Below are 25,304 nucleotides of genomic sequence, written 5' to 3'. Positions count from 1 at the left end.
TCCTGGACAGGTTCTTCTCGTTGGCGAGGTCCCGGGCGGTGCGTCTCGGACCCCGCTACCTGACCCTCTGGCAGACGCTGGAGGCCAACACCCGCGGCGGCAAGCGCTTCCGCCCGCTGATGGTGATCTCGGCGTACGAGGCCCACGGCGGCCAGGATCCGGAGGCCGCCGCCCATCTCGGCGCGGCGTTCGAGCTGCTGCACACCGCGCTGATCGTGCACGACGACGTGATCGACCGCGACTTCGTGCGCCGCGGCGGCCCGAACGTCTCGGGCAGCTACCGCGACGAGGCGACGACCGCGGGCCTCTCCATCCCGATCGCCGAGCACCGCGGCACCTCGGTGGCCGTGATCGCCGGGGACCTCGCCCTCACCGGCGCCCACCGCCTCGTCGAGGGCGTCGGCGCCTCCGACGGCGTGCGGGCCCGCCTGCTCACCCTGCTCGACGAGGCCGTCTTCGCCTCCGCCGCGGGTGAGCTGGCCGATGTGGACTTCTCCCTCATGCCGGGCATGCCCTCGGTCGACGAGGTGCTCGAGATGGAGCGCCTCAAGACGGCCGTCTACTCGTTCGAGGCGCCGCTGCAGGCCGGAGCGATCCTCGCCGGAGCCTCGGACGCCGCGGTGGACGCGCTCGGCGAGTTCGGCCGCTGGATCGGCATCGCCTACCAGATCGTCGACGACCTGCTCGGCGTCTTCGGCTCGGAGGGGCAGACCGGCAAGACCACGCTGGGCGACCTCCGCGAGGGCAAGCGCACCGTCCTCATCGCCCACGCGGCCGGCACGGACTGCTGGCCCGACATCGAGGCGCTGATCGGCGACGAGCACCTCGCGCCCGAGACCGCGGAGAAGGTGCGCGGCATCCTCGAGGAGTGCGGCGCCCGCAGCTACGCCGAGGGGCTCGCGAACCAGTTCGCCGACCGCGCCTGGGCGGCTCTGGAGACCCCCGCGGTGTCGGAGGCGTTCCGCAACGAGGTCCGCCCGCTCGTGGCCAGCGTGGTCGGGCGCACCCGATGAGCGCTGTCCGCCACGCGCGGATGCGCGCGACGATGCGCTCCGCCCGGCCGTGCCCCCGTACGGTGGCACGATGAGCCGCCAGAGCGAACTGTACGACCGCGTCGCGCACGAGTCGTCCGCGCAGGTGATCCGCCGCTACTCCACCTCCTTCGGGCTGGCCACGCGCCTGCTCGCTCCGGGCGTCCGCGAGCGGGTGGAGGACGTCTACGCCCTCGTGCGCGTCGCCGACGAGATCGTCGACGGCGTCGCCGAGGAGGCCCGTCTCGATCGGGCCGCGGTGGAGGAGTCCCTCGACGCCTTCGAGGCCGAGACCGAGCGCGCGCTCGCCTCCGGCTTCAGCTCCAACCTCGTGATCCACGCCTTCGCGCGGACCGCGCGGGCGACCGGATTCGGCACCGAGCTCACCCGGCCGTTCTTCGCGTCGATGCGCGCCGACCTCCGCGAGACCGAGCACACCCCCGAGTCCTTCGAGGCCTACGTCTACGGCTCCGCCGAGGTCGTCGGGCTGATGTGCCTGCACGTGTTCCTCGCGGCGCCGGACGCGGGGCTCGTCTCCGAGGCCGCCCGCGCGCGGCTCGTGGCCGGAGCGCGCCGCCTGGGCGCCGCGTTCCAGAAGGTCAACTTCCTCCGCGATCTCGCCGCCGACGTCGACGGCCTCGGCCGCAGCTACTTCCCCGGAGTCGACCCGCGGGCGTTCTCCGAGCGCGACAAGGCCTCGCTGCTCGCCGACCTCGACGACGACCTCGCCGAGGCCGCCGCCATCGTGCCCGAGCTCCCGCGCTCCAGCCGGCGCGCGGTCCTGCTCGCTCACTCCCTCTTCGCCGCCCTGGCCGACCGGATCCGCGCGACGCCCGCCGCGGAGCTCCTCCGCGCCCGCGTCAGCGTGCCCACGGCCGCCAAGGCTGCGCTCGCGGCGAAGGCGGCCGTGTCGACGCTGGGCCCGCGCCTGGGCCCCGGCCCCGTCCGCGCGACCCGCTCGAGGACCGGCCCGCACCGCGCCGTCGTCATCGGCGGCGGGATCGGCGGGCTCGCCTCCGCCGCGCTGCTCGCGCGCGACGGCTACGACGTGACCCTCCTGGAGGCGCGCGAGGCCGTCGGCGGCCGCGCCGGCTCGTGGGAGCACGAGGGCTTCCGCTTCGACACCGGTCCCTCCTGGTACCTGATGCCCGAGGTATTCGACCACTTCTTCCGCCTGATGGGCACCAGCGCCGAGGAGTGCCTCGACCTCGTCACGCTCGACCCCGGCTACCGGGTCTACAGCGAGGGCGTCGACGAGCCGATCGACGTGCTCGCCGACCTCGAGTCGAACCTCGCGCTCTTCGAGAGCATCGAGCCCGGAGCGGGCGAGCGGATGCGCGCGTACCTCGACTCCGCGCGCGACACCTACGAGATGGCCAAGCGCCGCTTCCTCTACACGAGCTTCTCCTCCTTCCTCCCGCTGCTGCGCCGCGACGTGCTCAGCCGGACCGGGAGGCTCGGCCGCCTGCTGCTCACGCCGCTCGACACGTTCGCGGCGACGGCGGTCACCGACAACCGGCTGCGCCAGATCCTCGGCTACCCGGCCGTCTTCCTCGGCTCCTCGCCGTTCGCCGCGCCGAGCATGTACCACCTGATGAGCCACCTCGACCTCGCCGACGGAGTGCTCTACCCGATGGGCGGATTCACGAAGCTGATCGAGGCGGTCGCCGACGTCGCCGAGGAGGCCGGCGTCACCGTCCGCACGTCCTCGCCCGCGACGCGGATCCTCACCGCCCGCTCGCCCCGCGGCGGACGCCGCGGCGCCGAGGTCGTCGGAGTCGAGTTCACGGGCCCCGACGGCACGGAGCGGATCCCCGCCGACCTGGTCGTCAACGCCTCCGACCTCTTCACCACCGAGCAGTCGCTCCTCCCCGAGGAGCTGCGGACCTACCCGCCCGCCTACTGGGAGAAGCGCGAGCCCGGCCCGAGCGCCGTCCTCGTCCTCCTGGGCGTGCGCGGGGAGCTGCCCGAGCTCGAGCACCACACCCTGCTCTTCACGAAGGACTGGCGCGACAACTTCGACAAGATCTTCGGCGAGCACCCGACCGTCCCCGATCCCGCGTCGATCTACGTCTGCCGCCCGAGCGCGACCGACGCGAGCACGGCTCCGGAGGGGCACGAGAACCTGTTCGTGCTCGTGCCGATCCCGGCCGACACCTCGATCGGCCACGGCGGAGTCGACGGCGCGGGCGACGCGCGCGTCGAGGCCATCGCCGACCAGGCCATCGCGCAGATCGCCTCCTGGACCGGCGCGACCGACCTGGCCGAGCGGATCGTCGTCCGCCGCACCATCGGCCCGGCCGACTTCGAGAGCGACCTCGGCGCCTGGCGCGGCTCGATGCTCGGACCGGCCCACGTCCTCTCGCAGAGCGCCTTCTTCCGCGCCGGGAACGTCAGCAGGCACGTCGACGGACTGCTCTTCGCCGGCAGCTCCACGATCCCCGGCATCGGCCTGCCGATGTGCATCATCAGCGCCGAGGTCATGCTCAAGCGCGTGCGCGGCGACGTGTCGACCGAGCCGCTGCCCGTGCGGGAAGCGCCGTCGGCTCCGGTCGCGCCCGTCGCCGTGGGGGAGTAGGCGTGGGGATCCTCTACCTGCTCGCGCTCCTCGTCTCGATCACCGGGATGATCGTGCTCGACCGCCGCTTCCGGCTGTTCTTCTGGGCGGACGCGCGACGCGCGGCGATCGTGCTGCCCGCGGGAGTCGCGTTCTTCCTGGTCTGGGACCTCGTGGGGATCGGCCTGGGCGTCTTCTTCCGCGGTGAGACCTCCTACATGACCGGCCTGCAGATCGCGCCGGAGCTCCCGGTCGAGGAGGTCCTCTTCCTCACCCTGCTCTGCTACCTGACGATGGACGTGCACGGCTTCCTCTCGCAGCGCGTCTCCCGGCGGGCGGAGGCGCGCGCGTGACCTACCTCCTCCTCAACGCCGTGTTCCTCGCGGTGGTGCTGGTGCTGCTGCTGCTCGCGCTGCGCCGACGCGTCCTGCGCCTGCCCGCCGTCCTCGGCACGCTCGCCGTGCTGCTGGTGATGACCGCCGTCTTCGACAACATCATGATCGGAGTGGGCCTGCTGGTCGCCTACGACGACGACCTGATCTCGGGGATCCGGATCGGCGTCGCTCCGATCGAGGACTTCGCCTACGCGATCGCCGCGGCCCTCGCCCTCCCGGCGCTCTGGGTGCTCCTGCCCTCGCGTCGTCGGAGCGAGCCGTGAACCGGCTGCGCGCGCTGTTCGTCTCGAGCCGCCCGCTGAGCTGGGTCAACACCGCCTACCCGTTCGCGGCGGCGTACCTGCTGACCACCCGCGAGATCGACCTCGCCTTCGTGCTCGGCACGATCTACTTCCTCATCCCCTACAACCTCGCGATGTACGGGATCAACGACGTCTTCGACTACGAGTCCGACCTGCGGAACCCCCGCAAGGGCGGCGTCGAGGGCGCCGTGCTCGACCGGAGCGAGCACCGCGCGACGCTGATCGCGGCGGTGGCCACGAACGTGCCGTTCCTGGTGGCGCTCGTGCTGCTCGGGTCACCGGTCTCGTGGCTTGTCCTCGCGATCAGCGTCTTCGCCGTGATCGCCTACAGTGCGCCGGGGCTCCGCTTCAAGGAGCGCCCGTTCGTCGACTCGCTGACCTCGGCGACCCACTTCGTCAGCCCGGCCGTCTACGGGATCGCCCTCGCGGGCACCGTGGTCACCGGACCTCTGGTGGCGCTGCTCGTGGCGTTCTTCCTCTGGGGGATCGCGAGCCACGCCTTCGGCGCGGTGCAGGACATCCTGGCCGACCGCGCGGGCGGCATCGGCTCGATCGCGACCGTGATCGGAGCGAAGGCGACCACGCGCTTCGCCATCGCCGCCTACGTCGCGAGCGGCCTGCTCCTGCTCCTGCTGCCCTGGCCGGGGACCCTCGCGGCGATCCTCGCGGTGCCGTACGCGGTGAGCATCTGGCCGTACCGGTCGCTCGAGGACGCCGAGGCGGAGCGGGCGAATGCGGGCTGGAAGCGCTTCCTCGCGCTGAACTTCCTGACCGGCTTCCTCGTCACGCTCCTGCTGATCGTGTTCTGGATCGCCACGGTCTGATCCGCGGCCGGCGGCGCGCGGGGAGGGGCCTCGCCCGCGTCTCCCGCGGGACGGGCCTCGTCAGTCCCGGCGGGCGGGCGGAGCGAGCCGCGGCTCCGGCACGACGGGAGCGGTGGCCGGCGGGCGGCGCACCGGCAGGAGCAGCACCAGCCCCACGGCGAGGACGAGGACGAGCCCGAGGATGCCCCAGTACTGCACGTTCGCCTCGCCGCTGCCCGAGACGGCCGCGGCGATCGAGACGGTGGCTGCGAAGGCGGCGGGCGCGAGGAACGAGGCCGCCCGCCCGGTGGTCGCGTAGAGGCCGAAGATCTCGCCCTCGCGTCCCTCCGGGATGAGGCGGGCCAGGTAGCTGCGGCTCGCCGACTGCGCCGGGCCGACGAACAGGCACAGGAGCAGGCCGAAGATCCAGAACACCGTGCTCCCCCCGTCGTGCAGGACGAAGACGGCGGTGCCGCAGACGACCAGGCCGATGAGCGAGGCGACGATCACGGCCTTGGGGCCGATGCGGTCGTCGAGCGCGCCGACCGAGATGGTCGCCACTCCGGCCACGACGTTCGCGGCGATGGCGAACAGGATCACCTCGCCGGCGTCGAAGCCGAAGGTGCCCTGCGCCAGCACGCCGCCGAAGGTGAAGACCCCGGTGAGCCCGTCGCGGAACACCGCGCTGGCGATGAGGAAGGCCACGGTGCTGCGGCTCTCGCGCCAGAGGGCGGCGACCTGCGCGAAGAGCGCGCGGTAGGAGGCGATCACGCCGACGCGCTCCGCCCGGCTCGCCTGTGCCGGCGTCTCCGGCACCGCGACCAGCACCGGGAGGGCGAAGACGGCGAACCAGACGCCGGCGACCAGGATCGAGACGCGCACGTCGAGGCCGTCGTCACCCGTCACTCCGAAGAGCCCGACCTCGGGCGAGATGAAGCCGAAGTACACGATCAGCAGCAGGACGATCCCGCCCACGTAGCCCATGCCCCAGCCGAAACCGGAGACGCGGCCGATGGTCGCCCGGGTCGAGACCTGGAGGAGCATCGCGTTGTAGTTGACGCTCGCGAACTCGAAGAAGACCGTGCCGACCGCGAGCAGTCCGAGTCCCAGCCAGAGGAGGGCCGGGTCGGGGCGCACGAGGAACATCAGCAGGATGCAGAGGACGACGACGGCGGAGTGGATCCCCAGCCAGAGCCGGCGGCGCCCGCCGAGGTCGGCCCGGCGGCCGGTGATCGGCGCGATCACGGCGACGACCACGCCGGCGGCGGCGAGGGACCAGCCGAGCGCGGCCGAGACTCCGCTCGAGGTGCCGAAGAGCCCGTCGGTGGTCAGGTAGACGGTGAAGACGAAGGTAGTCACCACCGCGTTGAAGGCCGATCCGCCCCAGTCCCACAGGCCCCAGGCGAGGACGGGCCAGCGGCCGGTGCGCGTCGTCATGGGCCCACCGTAGGGGGAGGAGGTGAACGGCCGGAAGCGGCGGGACCCGCGAGTCTGAGAGTTGAGCCGATGCGACTCAACTTCTCGCCTCCGGACTTGACGCGAGACGACGGATGCGTAAACTTGAGCGTGCGGGGCTCAACTCCCGCAGAGGATTCCGCACCACCCGTCAACTGACCGGCAGCCGCCCGCGCGACGCCGATCGCGAAGGAGAACAACGCATATGTCCCGTGCCGTAGGCATCGACCTGGGAACCACCAACTCTGTCGTGGCCGTCCTCGAGGGAGGCGAGCCCACCGTCATCGCCAACGCCGAGGGCTTCCGCACCACGCCGTCCGTCGTGGCGTTCACCAAGGACGGGGAGGTGCTCGTCGGCGAGACCGCGAAGCGCCAGGCCGTCACCAACGTCGACCGCACCATCGCGTCGGTCAAGCGCCACATGGGCACCGACTGGACCTTCGGCGTCGAGGACAAGAAGTACACCCCGCAGGAGATCTCGGCCCGCATCCTGGGCAAGCTCAAGCGCGACGCGGAGCAGTACCTGGGCGACAAGGTGACCGACGCGGTCATCACCGTCCCGGCCTACTTCAACGACGCCGAGCGCCAGGCGACCAAGGACGCCGGCGAGATCGCCGGCCTCAACGTCCTGCGCATCATCAACGAGCCCACCGCGGCCGCGCTGGCCTACGGCCTCGACAAGGGCAAGGAGGACGAGCTCATCCTCGTCTTCGACCTCGGCGGCGGAACGTTCGACGTCTCCCTCCTCGAGGTGGGCAAGGACGACGACTTCTCGACCATCCAGGTCCGCGCGACCTCGGGCGACAACCGCCTCGGCGGCGACGACTGGGACCAGCGCGTCGTCGACCACCTGGTCAAGCGCTTCAAGGACTCGACCGGCGTCGACGTCTCGAAGGACAAGATCGCTCGTCAGCGCCTCAAGGAGGCCGCGGAGCAGGCGAAGAAGGAGCTCTCCTCGAGCACCTCGACCAGCATCCAGCTGCCCTACCTCTCGCTCACCGAGAACGGTCCGGCGAACCTCGACGAGACGCTCACCCGCGCCAAGTTCGAGGAGCTCACCAGCGACCTGATCGAGCGCACCCGCAAGCCCTTCACCGACGTCATCGCCGAGGCGGGCGTCAAGGTCGAGGACATCGCTCACGTGGTCCTCGTCGGCGGCTCGACCCGCATGCCGGCCGTCGCCGAGCTCGTCAAGAAGCTCACCGGCGGCAAGGAGCCCAACAAGGGCGTCAACCCGGACGAGGTCGTCGCCGTCGGCGCCGCGCTGCAGGCCGGCGTCCTCAAGGGCGAGCGCAAGGACGTCCTCCTGATCGACGTGACCCCGCTCTCGCTGGGCATCGAGACCAAGGGCGGGATCATGACCAAGCTCATCGAGCGCAACACCGCGATCCCGACCAAGAGGTCCGAGACCTTCACCACGGCCGACGACAACCAGCCGTCCGTCGCGATCCAGGTCTTCCAGGGCGAGCGCGAGTTCACCCGCGACAACAAGAACCTGGGCACGTTCGAGCTGACCGGCATCGCGCCGGCCCCGCGCGGCATCCCGCAGGTCGAGGTCACCTTCGACATCGACGCCAACGGCATCGTCCACGTGTCCGCGAAGGACAAGGGCACCGGCAAGGAGCAGTCGATGACGATCACGGGCGGCTCGTCGCTGCCCAAGGACGACATCGACCGCATGGTCCGCGAGGCCGAGGAGCACGCCGCCGAGGACAAGGCCCGCCGCGAGGCGGCCGAGATCCGCAACAACGCCGAGACCCTGGCGTACTCGATCGACAAGCTGATCAAGGACAACGAGGACAAGCTGCCCGAGGACGTCAAGTCCGAGGTGCAGGGAGACGTCGACGCGCTGAAGACCGCGCTCGCCGGCGACGACGACGCGGCCGTCAAGACCGCGTTCGACGCCCTCAACGCCTCGCAGACCAAGATCGGCCAGGCGATCTACTCCCAGGACCAGGCCGCGCAGAGCGCCCCCGCGGACGCTCCGGCCGACGGTGACAAGAAGGACGACGAGGACATCGTCGACGCCGAGGTCATCGACGAGGACGAGCCGAAGGACACGAAGTAGCCATGGCAGCCGAGAACGAGCCCCAGGACCTCCCCGAGGAGCAGCCGGCCACCGGCGGCGAGGCGGGAGCGGAGGCGGCGCAGGACGCCCAGGACCAGGAGGGCCTCATCGAGGCCGAGGGGCCCGACGTCGAGACCAGCCTCTCGGACGCCGACCTCTCGTTCCTCTCGGGACAGTCCAGCGCCGAGACGCTCGCGGCCGAGCACCTCGCCGATCTCCAGCGGGTCACCGCGGAGTACGCGAACTACCGCAAGCGCACCGAGGCGAACCGCCAGATCGACAAGGAGCGGGCGATCGGCGACGCGGTGAAGGTCATCCTCCCCGTGCTCGACGACCTCGACCGCGCCGAGAAGCACGGCGACCTCGCCGAGGGCGGGCCCTTCACGGCCATCGCGCAGAAGCTGCGCGGCGGAGTGGAGAAGCTCGGCCTGGTGAAGACCGGCGCCGTGGGCGACCTGTTCGACCCGAACATCCACGAGGCGATCTTCCAGCAGCCCACCCCCGGCGCCGAGACCTCCACGGTCGCGGACGTCGTCGAGGCGGGCTACTACCTCGGAGGCTCGCTGCTGCGGGCCGCCAAGGTGGTCGTGGCAGTCCCCGCCGACTGACACCGCCACCGGCACCACCACCGCGGAGGACCCCGCCCCGCTCGGCAGCCCGCTGCCGGACCGGGGCGGGGTCCCTCGCCGCATTCGACACAGGAAGAGGCACATGGCCAGCCAGGATTGGTTCGACAAGGACTTCTACAAGGTCCTCGGCGTGTCCAAGGACGTCTCCGCCGCGGACCTGAAGAAGACCTACCGCAAGCTCGCCCGCCAGTTCCACCCCGACTCCAACCCGGGGGACGCGAAGGCCGAGGCGCGCTTCAAGGAGATCAGCGAGGCGTACACCGTGCTCTCGGACGCCGAGCAGCGCAAGGAGTACGACCAGATCCGCGCCATGGGGGGCGGAGCGCGCTTCACCGCGGGAGGCCAGCCCGGAGGGTTCGACGACGTCTTCGGCGGCATGTTCGGCCAGGGCGGGCGCACCTCCTACAGCACCCAGCAGGGCCCGCCGCCCGGCTTCGAGGACATCCTCGGCGGCATGTTCGGCGGCGGAGGCAGCCGCTTCGGCCAGCCCAGCGGCGGCTACCGCGGCTTCGGCGGCCCGCAGAAGGGCGCCGACGTCACCGCCAGCACCACCATCGACTTCCGCACCGCGACCCGGGGCGACACCGTCCAGCTGCAGACCGGCGACGGGCGCACCCTCTCGGTGCGCATCCCTGCCGGCGTGGCCGACGACCAGAAGATCCGCGTCCGCGGCAAGGGCCGCCCCAGCCCGGACGGCGGCGATCCCGGCGACCTGGTGCTCACCGTCTCGGTCCGCAAGCATCCGGTGTTCGAGCGCGACGGGCTGAACCTGCGCGTGACGGTCCCCGTGACCTTCGTCGAGGCCGTCTTCGGCGCGACGATCGAGGTGCCGACCCTCGGCGGCGAGCCCGTCAAGCTCCGGGTCGCCGCAGGCACCCCGAGCGGCCGCGTCCTGCGCGTCAAGGGCCGCGGCGTCACGACCCCCAAGGGCACGGGCGACCTGCTCGCCGTCCTGCAGGTCGCCGTCCCGAGCCACCTGTCCGCCGCCGCCCGTGAAGCCCTCGAGGCCTACGCCGCCGCCGAGCCGGACGAGGACCCGCGCGAGGACATCCTGGAGAAGGCCCGCTACTAGCACCGGATCGGCGCGACCGGTCGGAGGAGGAGACATGGACGAGAACACGCCCGTCTTCGCGATCGCCGTCGCCGCCGAGCTGGCGGGGATGCACCCGCAGACGCTCCGGCAGTACGACCGGCTCGGGCTCGTGAGCCCGACCCGCACCGCGGGCAAGTCGCGCCGCTACTCGATGCGCGACGTGGTGCAGCTGCGCGAGGTCGCCCGGCTCTCCTCCGAGGGCGTCTCGCTCGAGGGCATCGCGCGCGTCCTGCAGCTCGAGAACCAGGTGCAGTCGCTCTCGCAGCGGGTGCGCGAGCTGGAGTCGGCCCTCGCCGACGAGCTCCTCAACCGGCCGGGCCGCCGCGTGTTCGCCGCCGGACTCGAGGGGGACGTGGTCACTCTGCGCCACGGCACGCGCGCGCAGCGCCGGACCGAGCTGGTCGTCTGGCGCCCCGCGCCACGATCAGGGGCCACCGACGACGCCACGCCCTGAACGAGGGGTAGCCTGACCGGGCGCCGCCCCGTCATCGCGGCGCCCGTCCCTCCGCTCGGGGCGGAGAGCAGGAGGACCGCCGTGGACCACGACAGCAGCACCCCGCGCGACGAGCGCGACGCCCGCCGGGAGCAGGCCGCCCAGGAGCAGGCCCCCCAGGAGCAGGCGTCGGACGCCTCGCGACAGGAGCAGGCCCCCCAGGAGCAGGCGTCGGACGCCTCGCGACAGGAGCAGGCCCCGGACGCCACGCGCGCGTCCCGCAGGACGCCCGTCGTCCCCGACAACGGGTTCTCCCGCGAGTCCTACGCGATCCACGCCGCCCGCAGCGACCTCCCCCTCTTCTCGGAGGCGCTGAACGTCGGCCGCGACGACTCCGGCTGGCTGTCGTCGCTCTCGAGCACCCTCGCCGGACCCACCGGGCCGGTCGGCTCCCCGGACTCGGCCGCTGAGACGGCGCAGGCCGCGCTCGACCGCCGCACTCGCCGTCGGAGCGACGAGTCCGACTCCTGAGCCGCGGCTCCGGCTAGTCGCGCAGGCGCGTCGCGGCCATCCGGGCGTCGACCAGGCGGCCGCCGCTGAGGCGGGCGAGGATCACGGAGCCGAACGGCAGCGCGCGCACGAGGGGCAGGCCCTCGACCCGCTCCTCGTCCGTGTAGCCGAGGAGGACGTACATCCCGACCACGGCGATCGCGGCGATCGTCGCGACCCGCGCCGGGATCTGGTCCATCGTGCCGCCTCCGCCGTCGATCGGCTCGGCGAGCGTGACGCACATGAGGAAGATCGACGCGTAGACCGCCAGGTGCACGTGGGAGCGGCTCCACGGGCGCGCGAGCGCGGCGATCGGCAGGATCCAGAGGGCGTACCAGGGGTGGATGGCGGTCGACGCCGTCACGAACGCGAGCAGCGCACCGGACAGGCGGGCGAGCGGATCGATGGAGCGCCGCGACAGCATGAGGCGCGCAGCGATCAGGCCGGCGAGCCCGAGCGCGAGGATCTTGACCACGGCGATCGCCGCGGCGGGGTCGTGACCGGTGAACTCGACGGCGCGGGAGACCGAGACCGTGACGAACGACATCGGCGCGTACCAGTGCAGGATCGAGCCGGGCACGACCATCGCCGCGACCCAGCCGACCCCGACGCCCGCGAGCAGCCCGACGGCGACCACGAGGCCGAGCGCTCCGGCGCCCGTCCAGAGCCAGCCGCGGGTGCGCTCGCGCCACGTCGCGTCGTGGCGCAGCCACAGGAGCGCGAGCACGGGGAGCGCGATCACGGCGATCGGCTTGATCGCGATCGCTCCGGCCATCAGCACGACGGCGGCGATGCGCCGGTCGGTCTGGGCGTAGTAGAGCGACGCGAGGATGAGCGCCAGCATCACGGAGTCGTTGTGGCCGGCGACGACGAAGAGCACGAGGGTCAGCGGGTTGGCGACGATCGTCCAGGCGGTGAGCGGGACCGAGAGGCCGCGCAGGCGCGCCAGGCGGAGCGCGTAGACGGCCATGACGGCCACGCCCGCGACCGACACGGCGCGGAGCATCGCGATCGAGAGCTCCGGTGCGCCGTAGCCCGCGAACTGCACGGCGGTGCGCTCGATCAAAAGGTAGAGGGGCCCGTAGGGCGTGGGCGTGTCGGCCCAGAGCGGGTCGACGCCGAGGTCGAACCAGCCCGGGAGCGTCGCGACGCCGTGGGTGTAGGGGTCGATGCCCTGGGTCATCAGGCGACCCTGCGCCACGTAGGAGAACATGTCGTGGCTGAACAGCGGCACCGTCACGAGGAGCGGAGCGGTCCAGGCGAGGGCCGCCACCACGATGGTGCGGACGGAGCCGGGGCCCGCCGCGAGCGCGACCGTGCGCAGGCGGAGCCACGCGATCAGCAGCAGCATCCCGCCGCCCACGACGAGGGCGCCGCTGGACTCGGTGAGCCAGCCCGTGGCGCGGATCGAGGCGACGAGAGGCCAGTCGCGGATGGGCGAGCCGGCGGGCAGGTAGCCCACGCCGAGCGAGCCGAGGAGGATCGCGATCGAGCCCAGCATGCCCGTCGCCAGCGGTGCAGCCTCCATGAAGCGGAGCCGCGGCCGGCGCTGCCGTCCCGTTGCCCGGGCCGTGACCGGCCGCTCGATCGTCCCCCGTGAAGCCATCGGGGCCACGCTAAAGGATGGGACTCCGAAGTGCATGGACGGCCGGTGAACGGTTGATCAGTCGGCGCTCAGGTTGTACAAGCACTCGCACGCGCACCGATCAGGGCAGGCGCGGCACCGGAGCCGGCTCCGCGAAGCGCAGCTGGTTGCCGAACGGATCGATCACGTCGAGCGCGAAGCCGAACGGCGTGCGGGTGATCCGCGGGTTGAGGTAGGGGTACGCCTTCGCGTCGAGCTCGGCGTGCAGCTCGCGGACACCGCGGAGGGCGACGTGCACGGCGGCGCCAGGACTGCCGTCGCGGTGGTGCTCGCTGAGGTGCAGGCGGAGCCCCGAGCGCGACACCTGCAGGTAGAGGGGGGCGTCGAGCGCGGCGCGGTGCTCCCAGTCCACCTCGAAGCCGAGGTAGTCGACGTAGAACTCGCCCGCCTTGGCGACCGAGAAGATCCGCAGGATGGGCACGGCCGCCTCCAGCCGCACCGGCTCGAGCCGGTCCGGCTCCTCCGCGCTCGACCGGTCCCGTGCACGCCGTCTCGTCTCCACGCCACGAGGCTAGCCGCCCCACGGTCGGCCCGGCGCCGGAGGGTCAGTCGACGAGATCGAGACCGCGCAGCAGCCGGAGGGTCTCGACCCCGGCGGGCGGGCAGCGGCCCGCATCGGAGCCGTCGACCCAGTGCAGAGAGTCGATCTCGCCGCTCGGGCGCGCCTCGCGGTCGAGCTCGGCGGCGAAGACGCTCATGTGGACCTCCCGCCCCTCCGGCTCGCCGTGCGCCTGGGTGCGGACGGTGAACAGGGGCTCGAGGCCGAGCGCGACGGCGCCGAGCTCCTCGCGGGCCTCCCGGGCCGCCGCCTCGATCCCGCTCTCGCCCTCGTCGACCTTGCCGCCGGGGAGGTAGAGGACGTCGCGGCCCCGCGCCGTGACCATCAGGACGTGCCGGTCGCGGAGGACGGCGACGGCGGACACGACGATCGGCGGGAGGGTGCTCATCCGCTCATCATGCCCGCCGCGGGCGGACCGGCTCGGCGCCCCCGCGGCTACCATGGGGGCACACCAGAAGGACGCGCGCAGCCGGCGCGCGCCGGGGCCCCGTGCGCCCGAACAGCTGAGGAGCAACCCGTGGCAGAACCCACCACCCTCGACAAAGTCATCACCCTCGCGCAGCACAGGGGATTCGTCTTCCCCTCGGGTGAGATCTACGGGGGCACCCGCTCCGCGTGGGACTACGGGCCGCTCGGCGTGGAGTTCAAGGAGAACATCAAGCGCCAGTGGTGGAAGACCTTCGTGCAGGGCCGGGGCGACGTCGTCGGCCTGGACTCCGCGGTCATCCTGCCCACGGCGATCTGGCACGCCTCGGGACACGTCGGCGTCTTCTCGGACCCGCTGACCGAGTCGCTGATCACCCACAAGCGCTACCGCGCCGACCACCTCTTCGAGAAGTACGAGGAGGTCAACGGCCACCCGCCCGTGAACGGCCTCGCCGACATCCCGGACCCGGAGCACCCCGACAAGGTCGGCCAGTGGACCGAGATCAAGCAGTTCTCGGGCCTGATGAAGACCTACCTCGGCGTCGTCGACGACGAGTCGGGTCTGCACTACCTGCGTCCCGAGACCGCCCAGGGCATCTTCACCAACTTCGCGAACGTGCTGCAGAGCGCCCGTCGCAAGCCGCCCTTCGGCATCGGCCAGATCGGCAAGGCGTTCCGCAACGAGATCACCCCCGGCAACTTCATCTTCCGCACCCGCGAGTTCGAGCAGATGGAGCTCGAGTTCTTCGTCGAGCCCGGCACGGACGAGGAGTGGCAGGAGACCTGGATGCAGCTCGCCTGGGACTGGTTCGTCGGGCTCGGGATGAACCCCGAGAACATCCGGCAGTACGAGCACCCGAAGGACAAGCTCTCCCACTACTCCAAGCGCACCGTCGACATCGAGTACCGCTTCAGCTTCGCCTCGGGCGAGTGGGGCGAGCTGATGGGAGTCGCGAACCGCACCGACTACGACCTCAAGACGCACATCGAGCACTCGGGCAAGGACCTCTCGTTCTTCGACCAGAACAAGAACGAGCGCTACGTGCCGTTCGTGATCGAGCCGTCGTTCGGCCTCACCCGCGCGCTCATGGCGTTCCTCGTCGACGCCTACGAGGAGCAGGAGCTGCCGCCGAACGCCAAGGGCAAGGTCGAGACGCGGACCGTGCTGCACCTCGACCCGCGCCTGGCGCCGGTGAAGGTGGCCGTGCTGCCGCTCTCGCGCAACGAGGCACTCTCGCCGCTCGCGCGCCGCGTCGCCGACCAGCTGCGCCAGCTCTGGAACGTCGACTTCGACGACTCCGGAGCGATCGGCCGCCGCTACCGCCGCCAGGACGAGATCGGCACCCCGTACTGCGTGACCGTCGACTTCGACTCGCTCGAGGACGACGCCGTGACCGTCCGCGACCGCGACACGATGAAGCAGGAGCGCATCCCGCTCGAGCAGCTCGAGTCGTACCTCTTCACCGGGCTCCGCGGGGCCTGACGCTCCTCCGGGACGCCGCCGACCGGACGGGCCGGCGGCGTCCCGCCGAACGCGGTCCAGCCGGCCCTGCGGTCAGCGCTCGCGGGCGAGCAGGGCGAAGACGAGGGTCGAGGTCCACTCGCCCTTGCAGAACTCGTCCTCCCGGTGGTGCGCCTCGAGGCGCATCCCGAGGCGCTCGCAGAGGCGGGCGGAGGCGGTGTTCCGAGCGTCGAGCTGCGCGATCACGCGGTGGGCGCCGAGGGTGTCGAACGCGAGGTCGAGCAGCGCCCGGGCGGCCTCGGTCGCGTAGCCGCGCCCCTGCGCCTCCGGGTGCAGCACCCAGCCGATCTCGACCGCCTCCTGCTCGACGGACGTCGCGATGAGCGTGAGGTCGCCGATCATCCGCCCGGCGAGGACGCCCTCCCGGGGGACGATCGCCAGCACGGCCACGTCGCCGTCGGCGGCGAGCCGTGTCGAGGGGAGGCGGCGCTGCAGGTGCGCCCGCGACTCCTCGGGGGTGCGCACCGGCCAGCGGAGGAACCGGACGGCGTCGGCGTCGCCCTGGTAGCGCGCGTGGTCCTCGGCGTCCTCCGGTCCGAGGGGACGCAGGAGCAGGCGCTCGGTGAGCAGCGGCGCGGAGCGCAGCGGCTCCGCGTCGAAGGGGAGCCGGAGGCTCACGCGGTGGCGGCGTCCGCGTCGGGGCGGGCGGAGGCGGCGGGCTCGGCCGGGACCTCGATGCCGAAGAGCGCCTCGAGCCCGGTGAGGTAGGCCCCCTGGGCTCCGGCGCGCGCGTAGTCGCGGGCGCGGACGCTCGGGGTGTGCAGCAGGACGCCGGCGAGGTGGCGGAGCGCCTGCTCGGTGCGGCCGTCCTCGTCGCCGCGGGACCGGGCCCGCTCGATCTCGGCGTCGAGCGCGTCGAACACGTGGGCGCGCAGGGCGACGACGGCCGGAGTGAGGCTCTTCTCGTCGGCGACGTCCGAGAACTTCCGGGCCGCCTTGTCGACGAGCGCGCGCGCCTGCTGCGACGCGTCGAGCACGTCGAGAGGTGCGTGCAGGCTGATCGTCTCGAGGTCGAGGAGCTCGACGCCGGCGACCGAGGTGACGTCGGAGGCGACGTTGCGCGGCAGGCCCAGGTCGATCACGAGCTGGCGCTCGCGGGAGAAGCCCTGGAGGCGCCCGGCGGCGAGCAGGGCGGCGTCGAGCACCGGCTCCTGGGTCGTGGTGCAGGTGATGACGATGTCGGCCGAGACCGCCTCGAGCGCGAGATCGGAGGCGGCGATGGGCCGGAGCGAGCGGCGGGCGGCGAAGCCCTCGGCGCGGCCGGAGGGGGAGTGCACGGCGATGTCGACCACTCCGCGGTCGCGCAGGGCCGCGACGGTCGCCCGCGCGTAGCTGCCGGTGCCGACGAGGAGGACGCGGGCGGCCCGCCAGTCGGTGACGCGGCTCGCGGCCAGGTCGAGCGCGAGGCGCACGATCGAGCGGCCGGCGCTGCCGAGGCCGGTGCGGTTCTTGATGCCGCGCGAGGTCTGCGAGGCGCGCTGGAACAGCCGCTCGAGCTCGGAGGAGGTGGTGCCGAGGCGGCGCGCCTCCTCGAGGGACCGGCGGACCTGGCCCGCGATCTCGCCCTCGCCGACCACGACGGACTCGAGCCCGCTGGAGACGGCGAAGAGGTGCTCGGCCACCCGGTCGCCCGAGACGACGTCGACGCTCCCGCGCAGCTCGTCCTGCTCGACGCCGGTCGCGGCGCTGACGGCGGCGGTGGCGGCCTCGACGGCGACGGCCTGCGCGGCGGTCAGCGGCTCCTCGATGTCGAGGTAGGCCTCGAAGCGGTTGCAGGTCGCGACGACGACGGCTCCGGAGACGAAGTCGATCCCCTCGGAGAGGGCCGCGGTCACGGCGGAGGAGTCGACGGAGAGCTTCTCGAGGAGATCGAAGCTGGCGTTCTTGTGCGACGCCGTCAGACACAGAAGCACCACGTCAGTCTACCCGCGCTCTGCGGGGCGGGGTCCCGGACTGGGGAGGAATGCACGGATGCGCCTGGAATAATGCCGCGGTGACCTCCCCCACCGACGGCCTGCTCGATCCGCTGCACCCCCTCTCCGCCGGCCGCACGGCCGACTCGCTGCTCCTGCGCGCCTACCGCTCCGAGCGGGGCGAGAGGACGCCCGTCTGGTTCATGCGCCAGGCCGGCCGCAGCCTCCCGGAGTACCGGGCCCTGCGCACCGACACGAAGATGCTCGACGCCTGCCTCGACCCGGCGCTGGCGAGCGAGATCACCCTGCAGCCGGTGCGGCGCCACGGAGTGGACGCGGCCATCTTCTTCAGCGACATCGTGATCCCGCTGCGGCTCGCGGGCGTCGGCGTCGACATCGTCCCCGGGCGCGGTCCGGTGCTCGAGAAGCCGGTGCGCACGGCCGCCGACGTCGCCGAGCTCGCCTCGATCGACCCGTCCGTCCTCGACGAGACGCTCGAGCCCATCCGCGAGGGCGTGCGCCGCACCGTCGCGGGCCTCGGCGACACCCCGCTCATCGGCTTCGCCGGCGCTCCCTTCACCCTGGCCGCCTACCTGGTGGAGGGCGGCCCGTCCAAGGACCACCTGCGCGCGCGGACGATGATGCACGCCGACCCCGCCGCCTGGGCCCAGCTGATGGAGTGGACCGCCGAGGTCACCGGCCGCTTCCTCCGCGCGCAGGTGCTCGCCGGGGCCAGCGCCGCGCAGCTCTTCGACTCCTGGGCCGGGGCGCTCTCGCTCTCGGACTACACGACCCACGTCGCTCCCGCCTCCGCGCGCGCCCTCGTCCACGTGCGCGACCTGGCGTTCGACCACGGGGAGACGCGCCGCAACGTCCCGATCGTGCACTTCGGCGTCGGCACCGGCGAGCTGCTCGGAGCGATGCACGGCATCGGCGCCGACGTGGTCGGCGTCGACTACCGGATCCCGCTCGACGAGGCCAACCACCGCCTCGGCGGCTTCGTGCCGGTGCAGGGCAACGTCGACCCGGCGCTGCTGACCGCGCCGTGGGAGGTCCTCGAGTCCCACGTCGACGACGTGCTCCGCCGGGGCCTGAGCGCCCCCGCGCACGTGCTCAACCTCGGCCACGGCGTGCCGCCCGAGACCGACCCCGACGTGCTCACGCGCCTCGTCGCGTTCGTGCACGCCTGGCGGCCGTGAGCGAGGAGCGCCCCCGCGACGCGGCGTCGTACGACGTCGCCGTCGTCGGCGGCGGAGTGGCGGGGCTCGCCGCCGCCGCGGAGTGCCTGCGCATCGGCCTGCGCGTCGTGGTGCTCGAGGCGGGGGAGCGGGTCGGGGGCTCGGTCTCCCCGCTCGCGCTGGCCGGCGCTTTGCTCGACGCGGGCGCCGAGAGCTTCGCCACCCGGGGCGGCCACGTCGAGCGGGCGCTCGCCGCGCTGACCCTCGACGGCGTCCCGCTCGCCGAGTCGATCGTCGAGCCGCGGACGCACGGCTCGTGGCTGCACCTCTCGGGCGGCCGCTCCGTGCCGTCGCCCCGGGCCGGCATCCTCGGCATCCCCGGCACGCCGCTCGCCCCCGACGTCGTGCGGGCGATCGGCCGCCGCGGCGCCTGGCGCGCCTGGCTCGACACCCTGATGCCGGTGCTGCGCATCGGCCGCGCCCACTCCCTCGCCGAGCTGGTGCGCACCCGGATGGGCGAGCGCGTGCTCGAGGACCTGGTCGCGCCGGTCGTCTCCGGCGTCTACTCGAGCCGGCCGGACGACATCGACGTCGACCTCGCCGCACCCGGACTGAACGGCGCGCTCACCCGCGCGGGCTCCCTCGCCCGGGCAGTGGCCGCCCTCCGCGCGAACCTCCCGGCCGGAGTCGCGGTCCGCGGGCTCGAGGGCGGGATGCACCGCCTGGTCGCCGCGCTGGTCCAGCGGATCGACTACCTCTCCGGCGAGATCCGCACCGGCGCCTCCGTGCAGCGGCTCGAGGGCTCCGACGGCGACTTCGTCCTGACCCTCGCCGACGGCACTCTGAGCGCCCGAGCGGTGATCGTCTCGACGCCGGAGCGCGACGCCCGGGCGCTGCTGGCCGGCCTCGCCCCCGCCGTCGCGGAGCGCGCCGACGAGGCGCCCCACGACTCCGTCGAGCTGGTGACCCTCGTCCTCGACGACGCCCGCCTGGACGCAGCCCCCCGCGGCTCCGGTGTGCTCGTGGCGCCCACCGCCACCGACGTCACGGCCAAGGCGATCACGCACGCGACCGCGAAGTGGGACTGGCTGGCCGCCTCCCTCCCTCCCGGGCGCCACGTGCTGCGCCTCTCCTACGGGCGCCCGGGCGAGCGCCCGCCGCTCGAGGGGCGCACCGATGCCGAGGCGGCGGCGATCGCCCTGCTCGACGCCTCGACGCTGCTCGGACTCGCCCTCGATCCGGCGTCGCTCGTCGACTCCGCCCGGGTGAGCTGGGCCAACGTCCGGCCCGCCGCGGCGCTGGGCCGCCGTGCGCACCTGGAGGCGTTCCGCGAGGCGCTCCTCCCGATCGAGGGAGTCGCCGTGACCGGCACCTGGATCGCGGGCACGGGCCTCGCCTCGGTGCTCCCGCACGCCGCCGAGACGGCCGCCCTTATCCGGCGCCGACTGGTGCGTCAAGGAGTCGGGCTGCCGAGCGACGCCCGCGACGCCGACGGCTACTCTTAGGCCCAGGCATCCGCGCGAGCGCGCGGCGTGCCCCGGCACGAGTGGTCACCGACCGCGTGGACGATCGCGAGAGCGACCCAGGACGAGGAGTAGGCGTGAAGGGCAAGATTCTTTTCGTGGCAGGAGCCGCAGCCGGGTACGTGCTGGGAGCACGCGCCGGCCGCAAGCGGTACGAGCAGATCGCCTCGGCGGCAGGCCGCTTCTGGCGGACCCAGCCGGTGCAGGACGTCGCGGGCGCCGTCGGCGGTGCTGCGAAGACCCAGCTGAGCAGCGTCTCGGACAAGGCGTACGAGGTCGTGCGCTCGGTGGTCGTCAAGGCCGTGTCCGGCGGCAGGAAGGCCCAGGGAGCGAGCGACGCGGAGGCGTCGGCCGCCGCCCGCAAGGCGGCCTCGAAGGTCGATGAGGCCGCGGCGTCGGCCGGCTCCGGCGGGTCGACGACGTCCACCTCCACCAGCAGGGCCTAGTGCTCATCCCTCCGGCCGTGCCAGGCGCGCGCCGGCCGGCACGTCCCACCCTCGAGGAGCTCCCGTGGTGAACGAACGCAATCCCAAGAACGCCCGATCACTTGGAGAGCTGGTCAGCGACCTGCCCGGCCTCGTGATCGAGCTCGTCAAGGCCGAGGTCGCCTCGCTGAAGAACGAGCTGGCGGGCAAGGCGAAGAGCGCGGGTCTGGCCGTCGGCCTGTTCGCGGTCGCGGCCTTCCTCCTCCTGACCGCGTGGGCGACGCTGGTCGCCTTCGCGATCATCGGCATCGCCTCCTGGCTTCCGGCCTGGCTGTCGGCGCTGATCGTGACGGTCTTCTTCCTCCTGGTGGCCGTGATCCTCGCCCTCGTCGGCGTGCGCTCCATCAAGAAGGCCGTGCCGCCGGTGCCGCAGGACTCGATCGACAGCATCAAGAAGGACGTCCAGGCGTTCAAGGGAGTGGGCAGCTATGACAACTGAGCGATCCGTCAGCAGCACCACGCCCCGCTTCGTCGACCCGGCGGAGCTGAAGCCCGGCCAGCTGAAGGCCGACATCGAGCGCGCTCGCTCCGAGCTCGCCGCGACCCTCGACGCGATCGAGTACAAGGTCAACGTGCCGCGCAAGGTGCGTACCGCCCAGCGGACGATCGAGCGCAAGCTCCAGGTGGTGCGCCGCCAGAACCCCTCCGCGCTGATCGCCGGAGCGGTCGGCGCCGCCGCCGCCGTGGGCCTCGTCGTCTGGGGCGTCGCGAAGCAGATCATCGAGGACTGAGTGCCGGAGGGCCCGGGGCGCTAGCGTCCCGGGCCCTCCGGCGCCAGAGCCCCCGCCGCTTTTGTGCATCGGCACGAGCGGAGGGATGATGGAAGAATGACCGATCAGACCGCCGGCACGGCGGGTCCCGTTCAGTCCGCCCCCGACACGAGCGCCGCCGCTCCGGCGCCGCAGCCCCCCGCCGATCAGGATCACTCCGATCAGGCCCTGGGATACACGCTCTGGGCGGTTCTCCGCAGGGATCCCGCACGTCCGTTCACCCTCTCCAGCGACGCCGTGGATCCCGCGGTGAAGCAGTACGAGCACCTCGTCGCCCAGCTCGAGGGCGAGGGCGTGACCGTCCGCGGCACCTACGACGTCTCGGCCCTGCGCGCCGACGCCGACATCATGCTGTGGCTCACGGGCCCGGCGCCCGAGGAGCTGCAGCGGGCCTACCGCGAGCTGCGGCGCACGGAGCTGCTGGTCGGCCTCCTGCCGACGTGGAACGCGATGGGCGTGCACCGCGACGCCGAGTTCAGCTCGAACCACCTCCCCGCCTACATGCGCGGGAAGGCGCCGGCCCGCTGGCTCACGGTCTACCCCTTCGTCCGCTCCTACGAGTGGTACATCCTCCCCGAGGAGGAGCGCCGCGCGATGCTCGCCCAGCACGGGCGCCAGGGCTCGCGGTTCCGCTCCGTCCTGACCAACACGGTCGCCTCGTTCTCGCTCGGCGACTACGAGTGGATCCTCGCCCTCGAGGACGAGGAGCTCGTCAACCTCGTCGACCTCATGCGCGACCTGCGCGCCACGGAGGCCCGCCGCCACGTGCGCGAGGAAGTCCCCTTCTACACAGGACGGCGCATCGACGCCGACCAGATCGCCGAGGTGCTCCGATGAGCGACACGACCAGCGAGCCGATCCTCGTCCGCGGGGCCACCCCTGCGGCGGCGTCCGGCCCCGAGCACGTCGAGGTCCCCGTGGCCTACGACGCGATCCTCCTCGCCGGCTTCGGCGGGCCCGAGGGTCAGGACGACGTCATCCCGTTCCTCCGCAACGTCACCCGCGGCCGCGGCATCCCGGAGGAGCGCCTCGAGGAGGTCGCCCACCACTACCGCCACTTCGGCGGCGTCAGCCCGATCAACGCGCAGAACCGTGCGCTGAAGAAGGCGCTCGAGGCCGAGCTCGCGAACCGCGGCATCGACCTCCCCGTGCTCTGGGGCAACCGCAACTGGGCGCCCTACATGAGCGAGGCCGTCGCCGAGGCGAAGGAGCGCGGGTTCACCAACCTGCTCGCCATCGCCACCAGCGCGTACTCCTCCTTCTCGTCCTGCAGGCAGTACCGCGAGGACTACGCGGCGGCGCTCGACGCGACCGGCCTCGAGGGCGAGCTGCGGATCGACAAGGTGCGCCAGTTCTTCGACCACCCCGGCTTCGTGATGCCGTTCATCAAGGCCGTCCACGACGGGCTCGACGAGCTGCGCGAGCGGATGCCCGACCTCGATGTCACGTCCGAGGTGGAGGTGCTGTTCTCGACGCACTCGATCCCCATGGCCGACGCCGAGCGCAGCGGACCCCACGAGCGCCACGACGACGGCACCGTCGTCGACGTGCACGAGTTCGGACCGGGCGGCGCCTACGAGGCGCAGCACCTCGCCGTCGCCGAGGTCGTCATGGCCGCCGCCACGGACGAGGACGTGCCCTGGCAGCTGGTCTACCAGTCGCGCTCCGGCCCGCCCACCCAGCCCTGGCTCGAGCCGGACATCAACGACGCCATCGCGGAGCTGCCGGCCCGCGGCCGCCGCGCGCTGCTGATCGTCCCGCTCGGCTTCGTGTCCGACCACATGGAGGTCATGTGGGACCTCGACAACGAGGCCCTCGAGACCTCGGAGGAGCACGGACTCGTCGCGCTCCGCGTCGCGACCCCCGGCACGGACTCGGTCTACGTCTCCGGCCTGATCGACCTGGTCCTCGAGCGCGTCAACGGCGTGCCGACCGAGGACCGGCCCTCGATGACGGCGCTCGGCCCCTGGTACGACGTCTGCCGCCCCGGCTGCTGCGAGAACGTGCGAGCGGGGTTCAAGCCCGCCCTGGCGGGAGTCGCACCGTGATGAGGAGTCGTCTGTCGTGAGCATCAGAGTCGGCACCCGCGCGAGCGCGCTCGCGGTGGCGCAGACCCGGATGACGGCCGATCTGATGTCGGCCGCCGCGGGGGTCCCCGTGGAGCTGGTGCGCATCGAGTCGGACGGCGACCGCATGCGCGGCCCGCTCGCCTCCCTCGGCGGCACCGGCGTGTTCGTCAGCGCTCTGCGCGACGCGCTGCTCGCCGGGCGCTGCGATGCGATCGTGCACTCGTTGAAGGACCTGCCCACCGCTCCGGTGGAGGGCCTGCTGCTCGGAGCGGTCCCCGAGCGGGAGGACCCGCGCGACGCGCTCTGCGCCCGCGACGGGCTCACCCTGGCGACCCTGCCGGTCGGAGCCCGCGTGGGCACGGGCTCGCCCCGCCGGCGCGCGGCGCTGCTGGCCGCCCGTCCGGACCTTGAGATCGTGGACATCCGCGGCAACATCGACACCCGGCTCCGGAGGGTGCTGCCCGGCAGCGACTCGCCGCTGGATGCGATCGTGCTCGCCCTGTCCGGCCTGCGCCGCCTCGGCCGGGTCGACGCGATCACCGAGGTGCTCGGCTTCGACGTCTCCCCGCACGCCCCCGGTCAGGGAGCGCTGGCCATCGAGGTGCGCGACGAGGAGCCGTCGGAGGAGCTGCGTGCCGCTCTCGCGGCGGTCGAGCACGTGCCGACCCGCGCGGCGATCACGGCCGAGCGGTCGCTCCTCGCCTCCCTCGAGGCCGGGTGCGCCGCTCCGATCGGAGCCTCCGCGGTCGTCGAGGAGGACCGCGTGGTCCTGCACGGCGTGGTCTTCGCCGTCGACGGCACGGCGTCCCTCGCACGGGAGGTCGCGGAGCCGGTCGATAACGGTTCGGTCGGCGGTGGTCGACACCGGGCGGATCCGCAGTATGGTGGTCGCGAACTGCCCGTCGTCGAAGCCGCGTTCCGTTGCGGCTCTCTGCTCGCTGACGCGCTTCTCGGTGCGGGTGCCGCCGAACTCGCACCCCTGGGAGCCCCTTCGTGATCGTCCCCGCCGCCTACTCCCAGTGGGAGAAGCCGTTGCAGGGGTGGCGCATCCTCGTCCCCCGCGGAGGCCCGTGGGGGGACGGTGTCGCCGCCGCTCTCCGTGCCAAGGGAGCCTCGCCCGTCGTCGCTCCGATGATCAACTTCGCGCCGACCGACGACTTCCCGGCGCTCGAGCAGGCCCTCGCCGACCTAGAGGCCGGCGCCTTCGACTGGATGACCGTCACGAGCGCCACCACGGTCGACGTCCTGTCCCTCCTGCGCACCACCGTGCCCGCGAGCACCAAGGTGGCGGCGGTCGGCGAGACCACGGCGGCCGCGCTCGTCGCCGCCGGGTACTCCGTCGACCTCGTCCCCTCCGAGGACAACTCCGCCCGCGGCCTCCTGGCCGAGTGGGAGGAGGCCACCGGCGGCCGACACCCCCTGCGCGTGCTGACGCTGCGGTCCGAGATCGCCAAGCCGCTGCTCACCGAGGGCCTCACCCGCATCGGGCACGACGTGCGCTCCGTGGTCGCCTACCGCACGGTCGGTGTCCCGGTGGAGGAGCGCGTCGTGGCGGATGTCGCCGGCGGAGCCGTGCACGCGATCCTCGTCACCTCGGGCAGCGTGGCGGAGCAGGTCCAGAAGCAGCTCGGCCCGGTGCCCGAGTCGATCCTCGTCGCCGCGATCGGGCCGCAGACCGCGAAGGACGCCCGCGCCTTCGGCCTGCGCGTCGACGTCGTCGCCGACGAGCGCTCGGCCTCCTCCCTCATCGACGCGGTCGCGGCCGTCGCCACGGAGCGCGCTCCCCGCTGAGCCGCCTCTCCGGCGCGACGTCGGCCGGGAGGGGCGGGCCTCGCCCCACAGGCCGGGGACCCGCCTCTCGGCTGACGTCCTGCGTCCGGAGCACCTCCACGGGGTGGG

Annotated in this window: 26 protein-coding genes; 20 read left to right on the top strand and 6 right to left on the bottom strand. The window is 72.8% G+C overall.

Annotation, left to right across the window (positions count from 1 at the left end):
• Positions 1 to 38: 38 nt before the first annotated feature.
• From C5C63_RS04435 to C5C63_RS04415, 5 genes are all read left to right on the top strand, one after another.
• A complete protein-coding gene (locus tag C5C63_RS04435) occupies positions 39 to 1,013 on the top strand; it encodes a polyprenyl synthetase family protein (protein ID WP_244229492.1) in 975 nt (324 codons plus the stop codon).
• Positions 1,014 to 1,083: 70 nt separating this feature from the next.
• A complete protein-coding gene (gene crtI, locus C5C63_RS04430; RefSeq protein WP_104325608.1) occupies positions 1,084 to 3,609 on the top strand; it encodes a phytoene desaturase family protein in 2,526 nt (841 codons plus the stop codon).
• A 2-nt stretch (positions 3,610 to 3,611) separates the two neighbouring features.
• Positions 3,612 to 3,941 (top strand): lycopene cyclase domain-containing protein, encoded by a 330-nt coding sequence (locus C5C63_RS04425; RefSeq protein WP_104267176.1) that lies wholly within the window; start codon positions 3,612 to 3,614, stop codon positions 3,939 to 3,941.
• A complete protein-coding gene (locus C5C63_RS04420; protein ID WP_104222893.1) occupies positions 3,938 to 4,246 on the top strand; it encodes a lycopene cyclase domain-containing protein in 309 nt (102 codons plus the stop codon). Before C5C63_RS04425 ends, C5C63_RS04420 begins: the two co-directional genes overlap by 4 nt.
• Entirely contained in the window at positions 4,243 to 5,109 is an 867-nt protein-coding gene (locus C5C63_RS04415; protein WP_104222892.1) for a prenyltransferase, read from the top strand. Before C5C63_RS04420 ends, C5C63_RS04415 begins: the two co-directional genes overlap by 4 nt.
• A 60-nt stretch (positions 5,110 to 5,169) precedes the next feature.
• On the opposite strand, the gene C5C63_RS04410 is transcribed toward C5C63_RS04415, so the two are convergent.
• The gene (locus C5C63_RS04410) at positions 5,170 to 6,525 is read right to left on the bottom strand and encodes an MFS transporter (protein WP_104325540.1); all 1,356 of its coding nucleotides are present in this window, start codon (positions 6,523 to 6,525) and stop codon (positions 5,170 to 5,172) included.
• A gap of 223 nt (positions 6,526 to 6,748) precedes the next feature.
• Between C5C63_RS04410 and dnaK the strand changes: the two genes are divergently transcribed.
• From dnaK to C5C63_RS04385, 5 genes are all read left to right on the top strand, one after another.
• Positions 6,749 to 8,611, top strand: a complete 1,863-nt coding sequence (gene dnaK, locus C5C63_RS04405; protein WP_104222890.1) for a molecular chaperone DnaK — start codon at positions 6,749 to 6,751, stop codon at positions 8,609 to 8,611.
• Between the two features lie 2 nt (positions 8,612 to 8,613).
• Positions 8,614 to 9,219: a nucleotide exchange factor GrpE gene (locus tag C5C63_RS04400; RefSeq protein WP_104325539.1), complete on the top strand. Its 606-nt coding sequence runs from the start codon at positions 8,614 to 8,616 to the stop codon at positions 9,217 to 9,219.
• Positions 9,220 to 9,322: 103 nt separating this feature from the next.
• On the top strand, positions 9,323 to 10,312 hold the full coding sequence (locus C5C63_RS04395) for a DnaJ C-terminal domain-containing protein (RefSeq protein ID WP_104222888.1): 990 nt from the start codon (positions 9,323 to 9,325) through the stop codon (positions 10,310 to 10,312).
• 34 nt (positions 10,313 to 10,346) lie between these two features.
• Positions 10,347 to 10,787 (top strand): heat shock protein transcriptional repressor HspR, encoded by a 441-nt coding sequence (locus tag C5C63_RS04390; RefSeq protein WP_104325538.1) that lies wholly within the window; start codon positions 10,347 to 10,349, stop codon positions 10,785 to 10,787.
• A gap of 81 nt (positions 10,788 to 10,868) precedes the next feature.
• Entirely contained in the window at positions 10,869 to 11,297 is a 429-nt protein-coding gene (locus C5C63_RS04385; protein ID WP_104325537.1) for a hypothetical protein, read from the top strand.
• Between the two features lie 13 nt (positions 11,298 to 11,310).
• Here the strand turns inward: C5C63_RS04385 and mptB are convergent, their stop codons facing one another.
• The 3 genes from mptB to C5C63_RS04370 all read right to left on the bottom strand — a co-directional run bounded on the left by mptB (position 11,311) and on the right by C5C63_RS04370 (position 13,907).
• A complete protein-coding gene (mptB, locus tag C5C63_RS04380) occupies positions 11,311 to 12,921 on the bottom strand; it encodes a polyprenol phosphomannose-dependent alpha 1,6 mannosyltransferase MptB (RefSeq protein ID WP_146086349.1) in 1,611 nt (536 codons plus the stop codon).
• 100 nt (positions 12,922 to 13,021) lie between these two features.
• Positions 13,022 to 13,462, bottom strand: coding sequence for a glyoxalase superfamily protein (locus C5C63_RS04375; protein ID WP_208543318.1), 441 nt, complete (start codon positions 13,460 to 13,462; stop codon positions 13,022 to 13,024).
• A gap of 43 nt (positions 13,463 to 13,505) precedes the next feature.
• Entirely contained in the window at positions 13,506 to 13,907 is a 402-nt protein-coding gene (locus tag C5C63_RS04370; RefSeq protein WP_104237622.1) for an NUDIX domain-containing protein, read from the bottom strand.
• 129 nt (positions 13,908 to 14,036) lie between these two features.
• Here C5C63_RS04370 and C5C63_RS04365 point away from each other — a divergent pair, with 129 nt between their 5' ends.
• The gene (locus tag C5C63_RS04365) at positions 14,037 to 15,428 is read left to right on the top strand and encodes a glycine--tRNA ligase (protein WP_104226140.1); all 1,392 of its coding nucleotides are present in this window, start codon (positions 14,037 to 14,039) and stop codon (positions 15,426 to 15,428) included.
• A 72-nt stretch (positions 15,429 to 15,500) separates the two neighbouring features.
• Here C5C63_RS04365 and C5C63_RS04360 read toward each other — a convergent pair whose 3' ends face one another.
• Positions 15,501 to 16,085: a GNAT family N-acetyltransferase gene (locus C5C63_RS04360; protein WP_258059379.1), complete on the bottom strand. Its 585-nt coding sequence runs from the start codon at positions 16,083 to 16,085 to the stop codon at positions 15,501 to 15,503.
• A complete protein-coding gene (locus C5C63_RS04355; RefSeq protein WP_104325607.1) occupies positions 16,082 to 17,380 on the bottom strand; it encodes a glutamyl-tRNA reductase in 1,299 nt (432 codons plus the stop codon). The genes C5C63_RS04360 and C5C63_RS04355 overlap by 4 nt, the downstream gene beginning before the upstream one ends.
• A 50-nt stretch (positions 17,381 to 17,430) precedes the next feature.
• Here C5C63_RS04355 and hemE point away from each other — a divergent pair, with 50 nt between their 5' ends.
• From hemE to C5C63_RS04310, 9 genes are all read left to right on the top strand, one after another.
• A complete protein-coding gene (gene hemE, locus C5C63_RS04350; RefSeq protein ID WP_104222882.1) occupies positions 17,431 to 18,579 on the top strand; it encodes a uroporphyrinogen decarboxylase in 1,149 nt (382 codons plus the stop codon).
• A complete protein-coding gene (locus C5C63_RS04345; RefSeq protein ID WP_258065386.1) occupies positions 18,576 to 20,063 on the top strand; it encodes an NAD(P)/FAD-dependent oxidoreductase in 1,488 nt (495 codons plus the stop codon). The genes hemE and C5C63_RS04345 overlap by 4 nt, the downstream gene beginning before the upstream one ends.
• 95 nt (positions 20,064 to 20,158) lie before the next feature.
• Entirely contained in the window at positions 20,159 to 20,527 is a 369-nt protein-coding gene (locus C5C63_RS04340; protein ID WP_146076613.1) for a hypothetical protein, read from the top strand.
• 67 nt (positions 20,528 to 20,594) lie between these two features.
• Entirely contained in the window at positions 20,595 to 21,005 is a 411-nt protein-coding gene (locus tag C5C63_RS04335) for a phage holin family protein (RefSeq protein WP_258065385.1), read from the top strand.
• Positions 20,995 to 21,297: a DUF3618 domain-containing protein gene (locus tag C5C63_RS04330; protein ID WP_104222879.1), complete on the top strand. Its 303-nt coding sequence runs from the start codon at positions 20,995 to 20,997 to the stop codon at positions 21,295 to 21,297. Before C5C63_RS04335 ends, C5C63_RS04330 begins: the two co-directional genes overlap by 11 nt.
• A gap of 96 nt (positions 21,298 to 21,393) precedes the next feature.
• Entirely contained in the window at positions 21,394 to 22,173 is a 780-nt protein-coding gene (gene hemQ, locus C5C63_RS04325) for a hydrogen peroxide-dependent heme synthase (RefSeq protein ID WP_104233087.1), read from the top strand.
• The gene (locus C5C63_RS04320) at positions 22,170 to 23,384 is read left to right on the top strand and encodes a ferrochelatase (protein ID WP_104325534.1); all 1,215 of its coding nucleotides are present in this window, start codon (positions 22,170 to 22,172) and stop codon (positions 23,382 to 23,384) included. The genes hemQ and C5C63_RS04320 overlap by 4 nt, the downstream gene beginning before the upstream one ends.
• Before the next feature lie 16 nt (positions 23,385 to 23,400).
• Positions 23,401 to 24,402, top strand: coding sequence for a hydroxymethylbilane synthase (gene hemC, locus C5C63_RS04315; protein ID WP_104325533.1), 1,002 nt, complete (start codon positions 23,401 to 23,403; stop codon positions 24,400 to 24,402).
• Entirely contained in the window at positions 24,402 to 25,196 is a 795-nt protein-coding gene (locus C5C63_RS04310) for a uroporphyrinogen-III synthase (RefSeq protein WP_104222950.1), read from the top strand. Before hemC ends, C5C63_RS04310 begins: the two co-directional genes overlap by 1 nt.
• Positions 25,197 to 25,304: the final 108 nt, after the last annotated feature.

It is taken from the genome of Rathayibacter sp. AY1B8 (assembly GCF_002932775.1).
GTDB lineage: Bacteria > Actinomycetota > Actinomycetes > Actinomycetales > Microbacteriaceae > Rathayibacter.
This window is presented reverse-complemented; position numbering and strand designations above follow the sequence as displayed.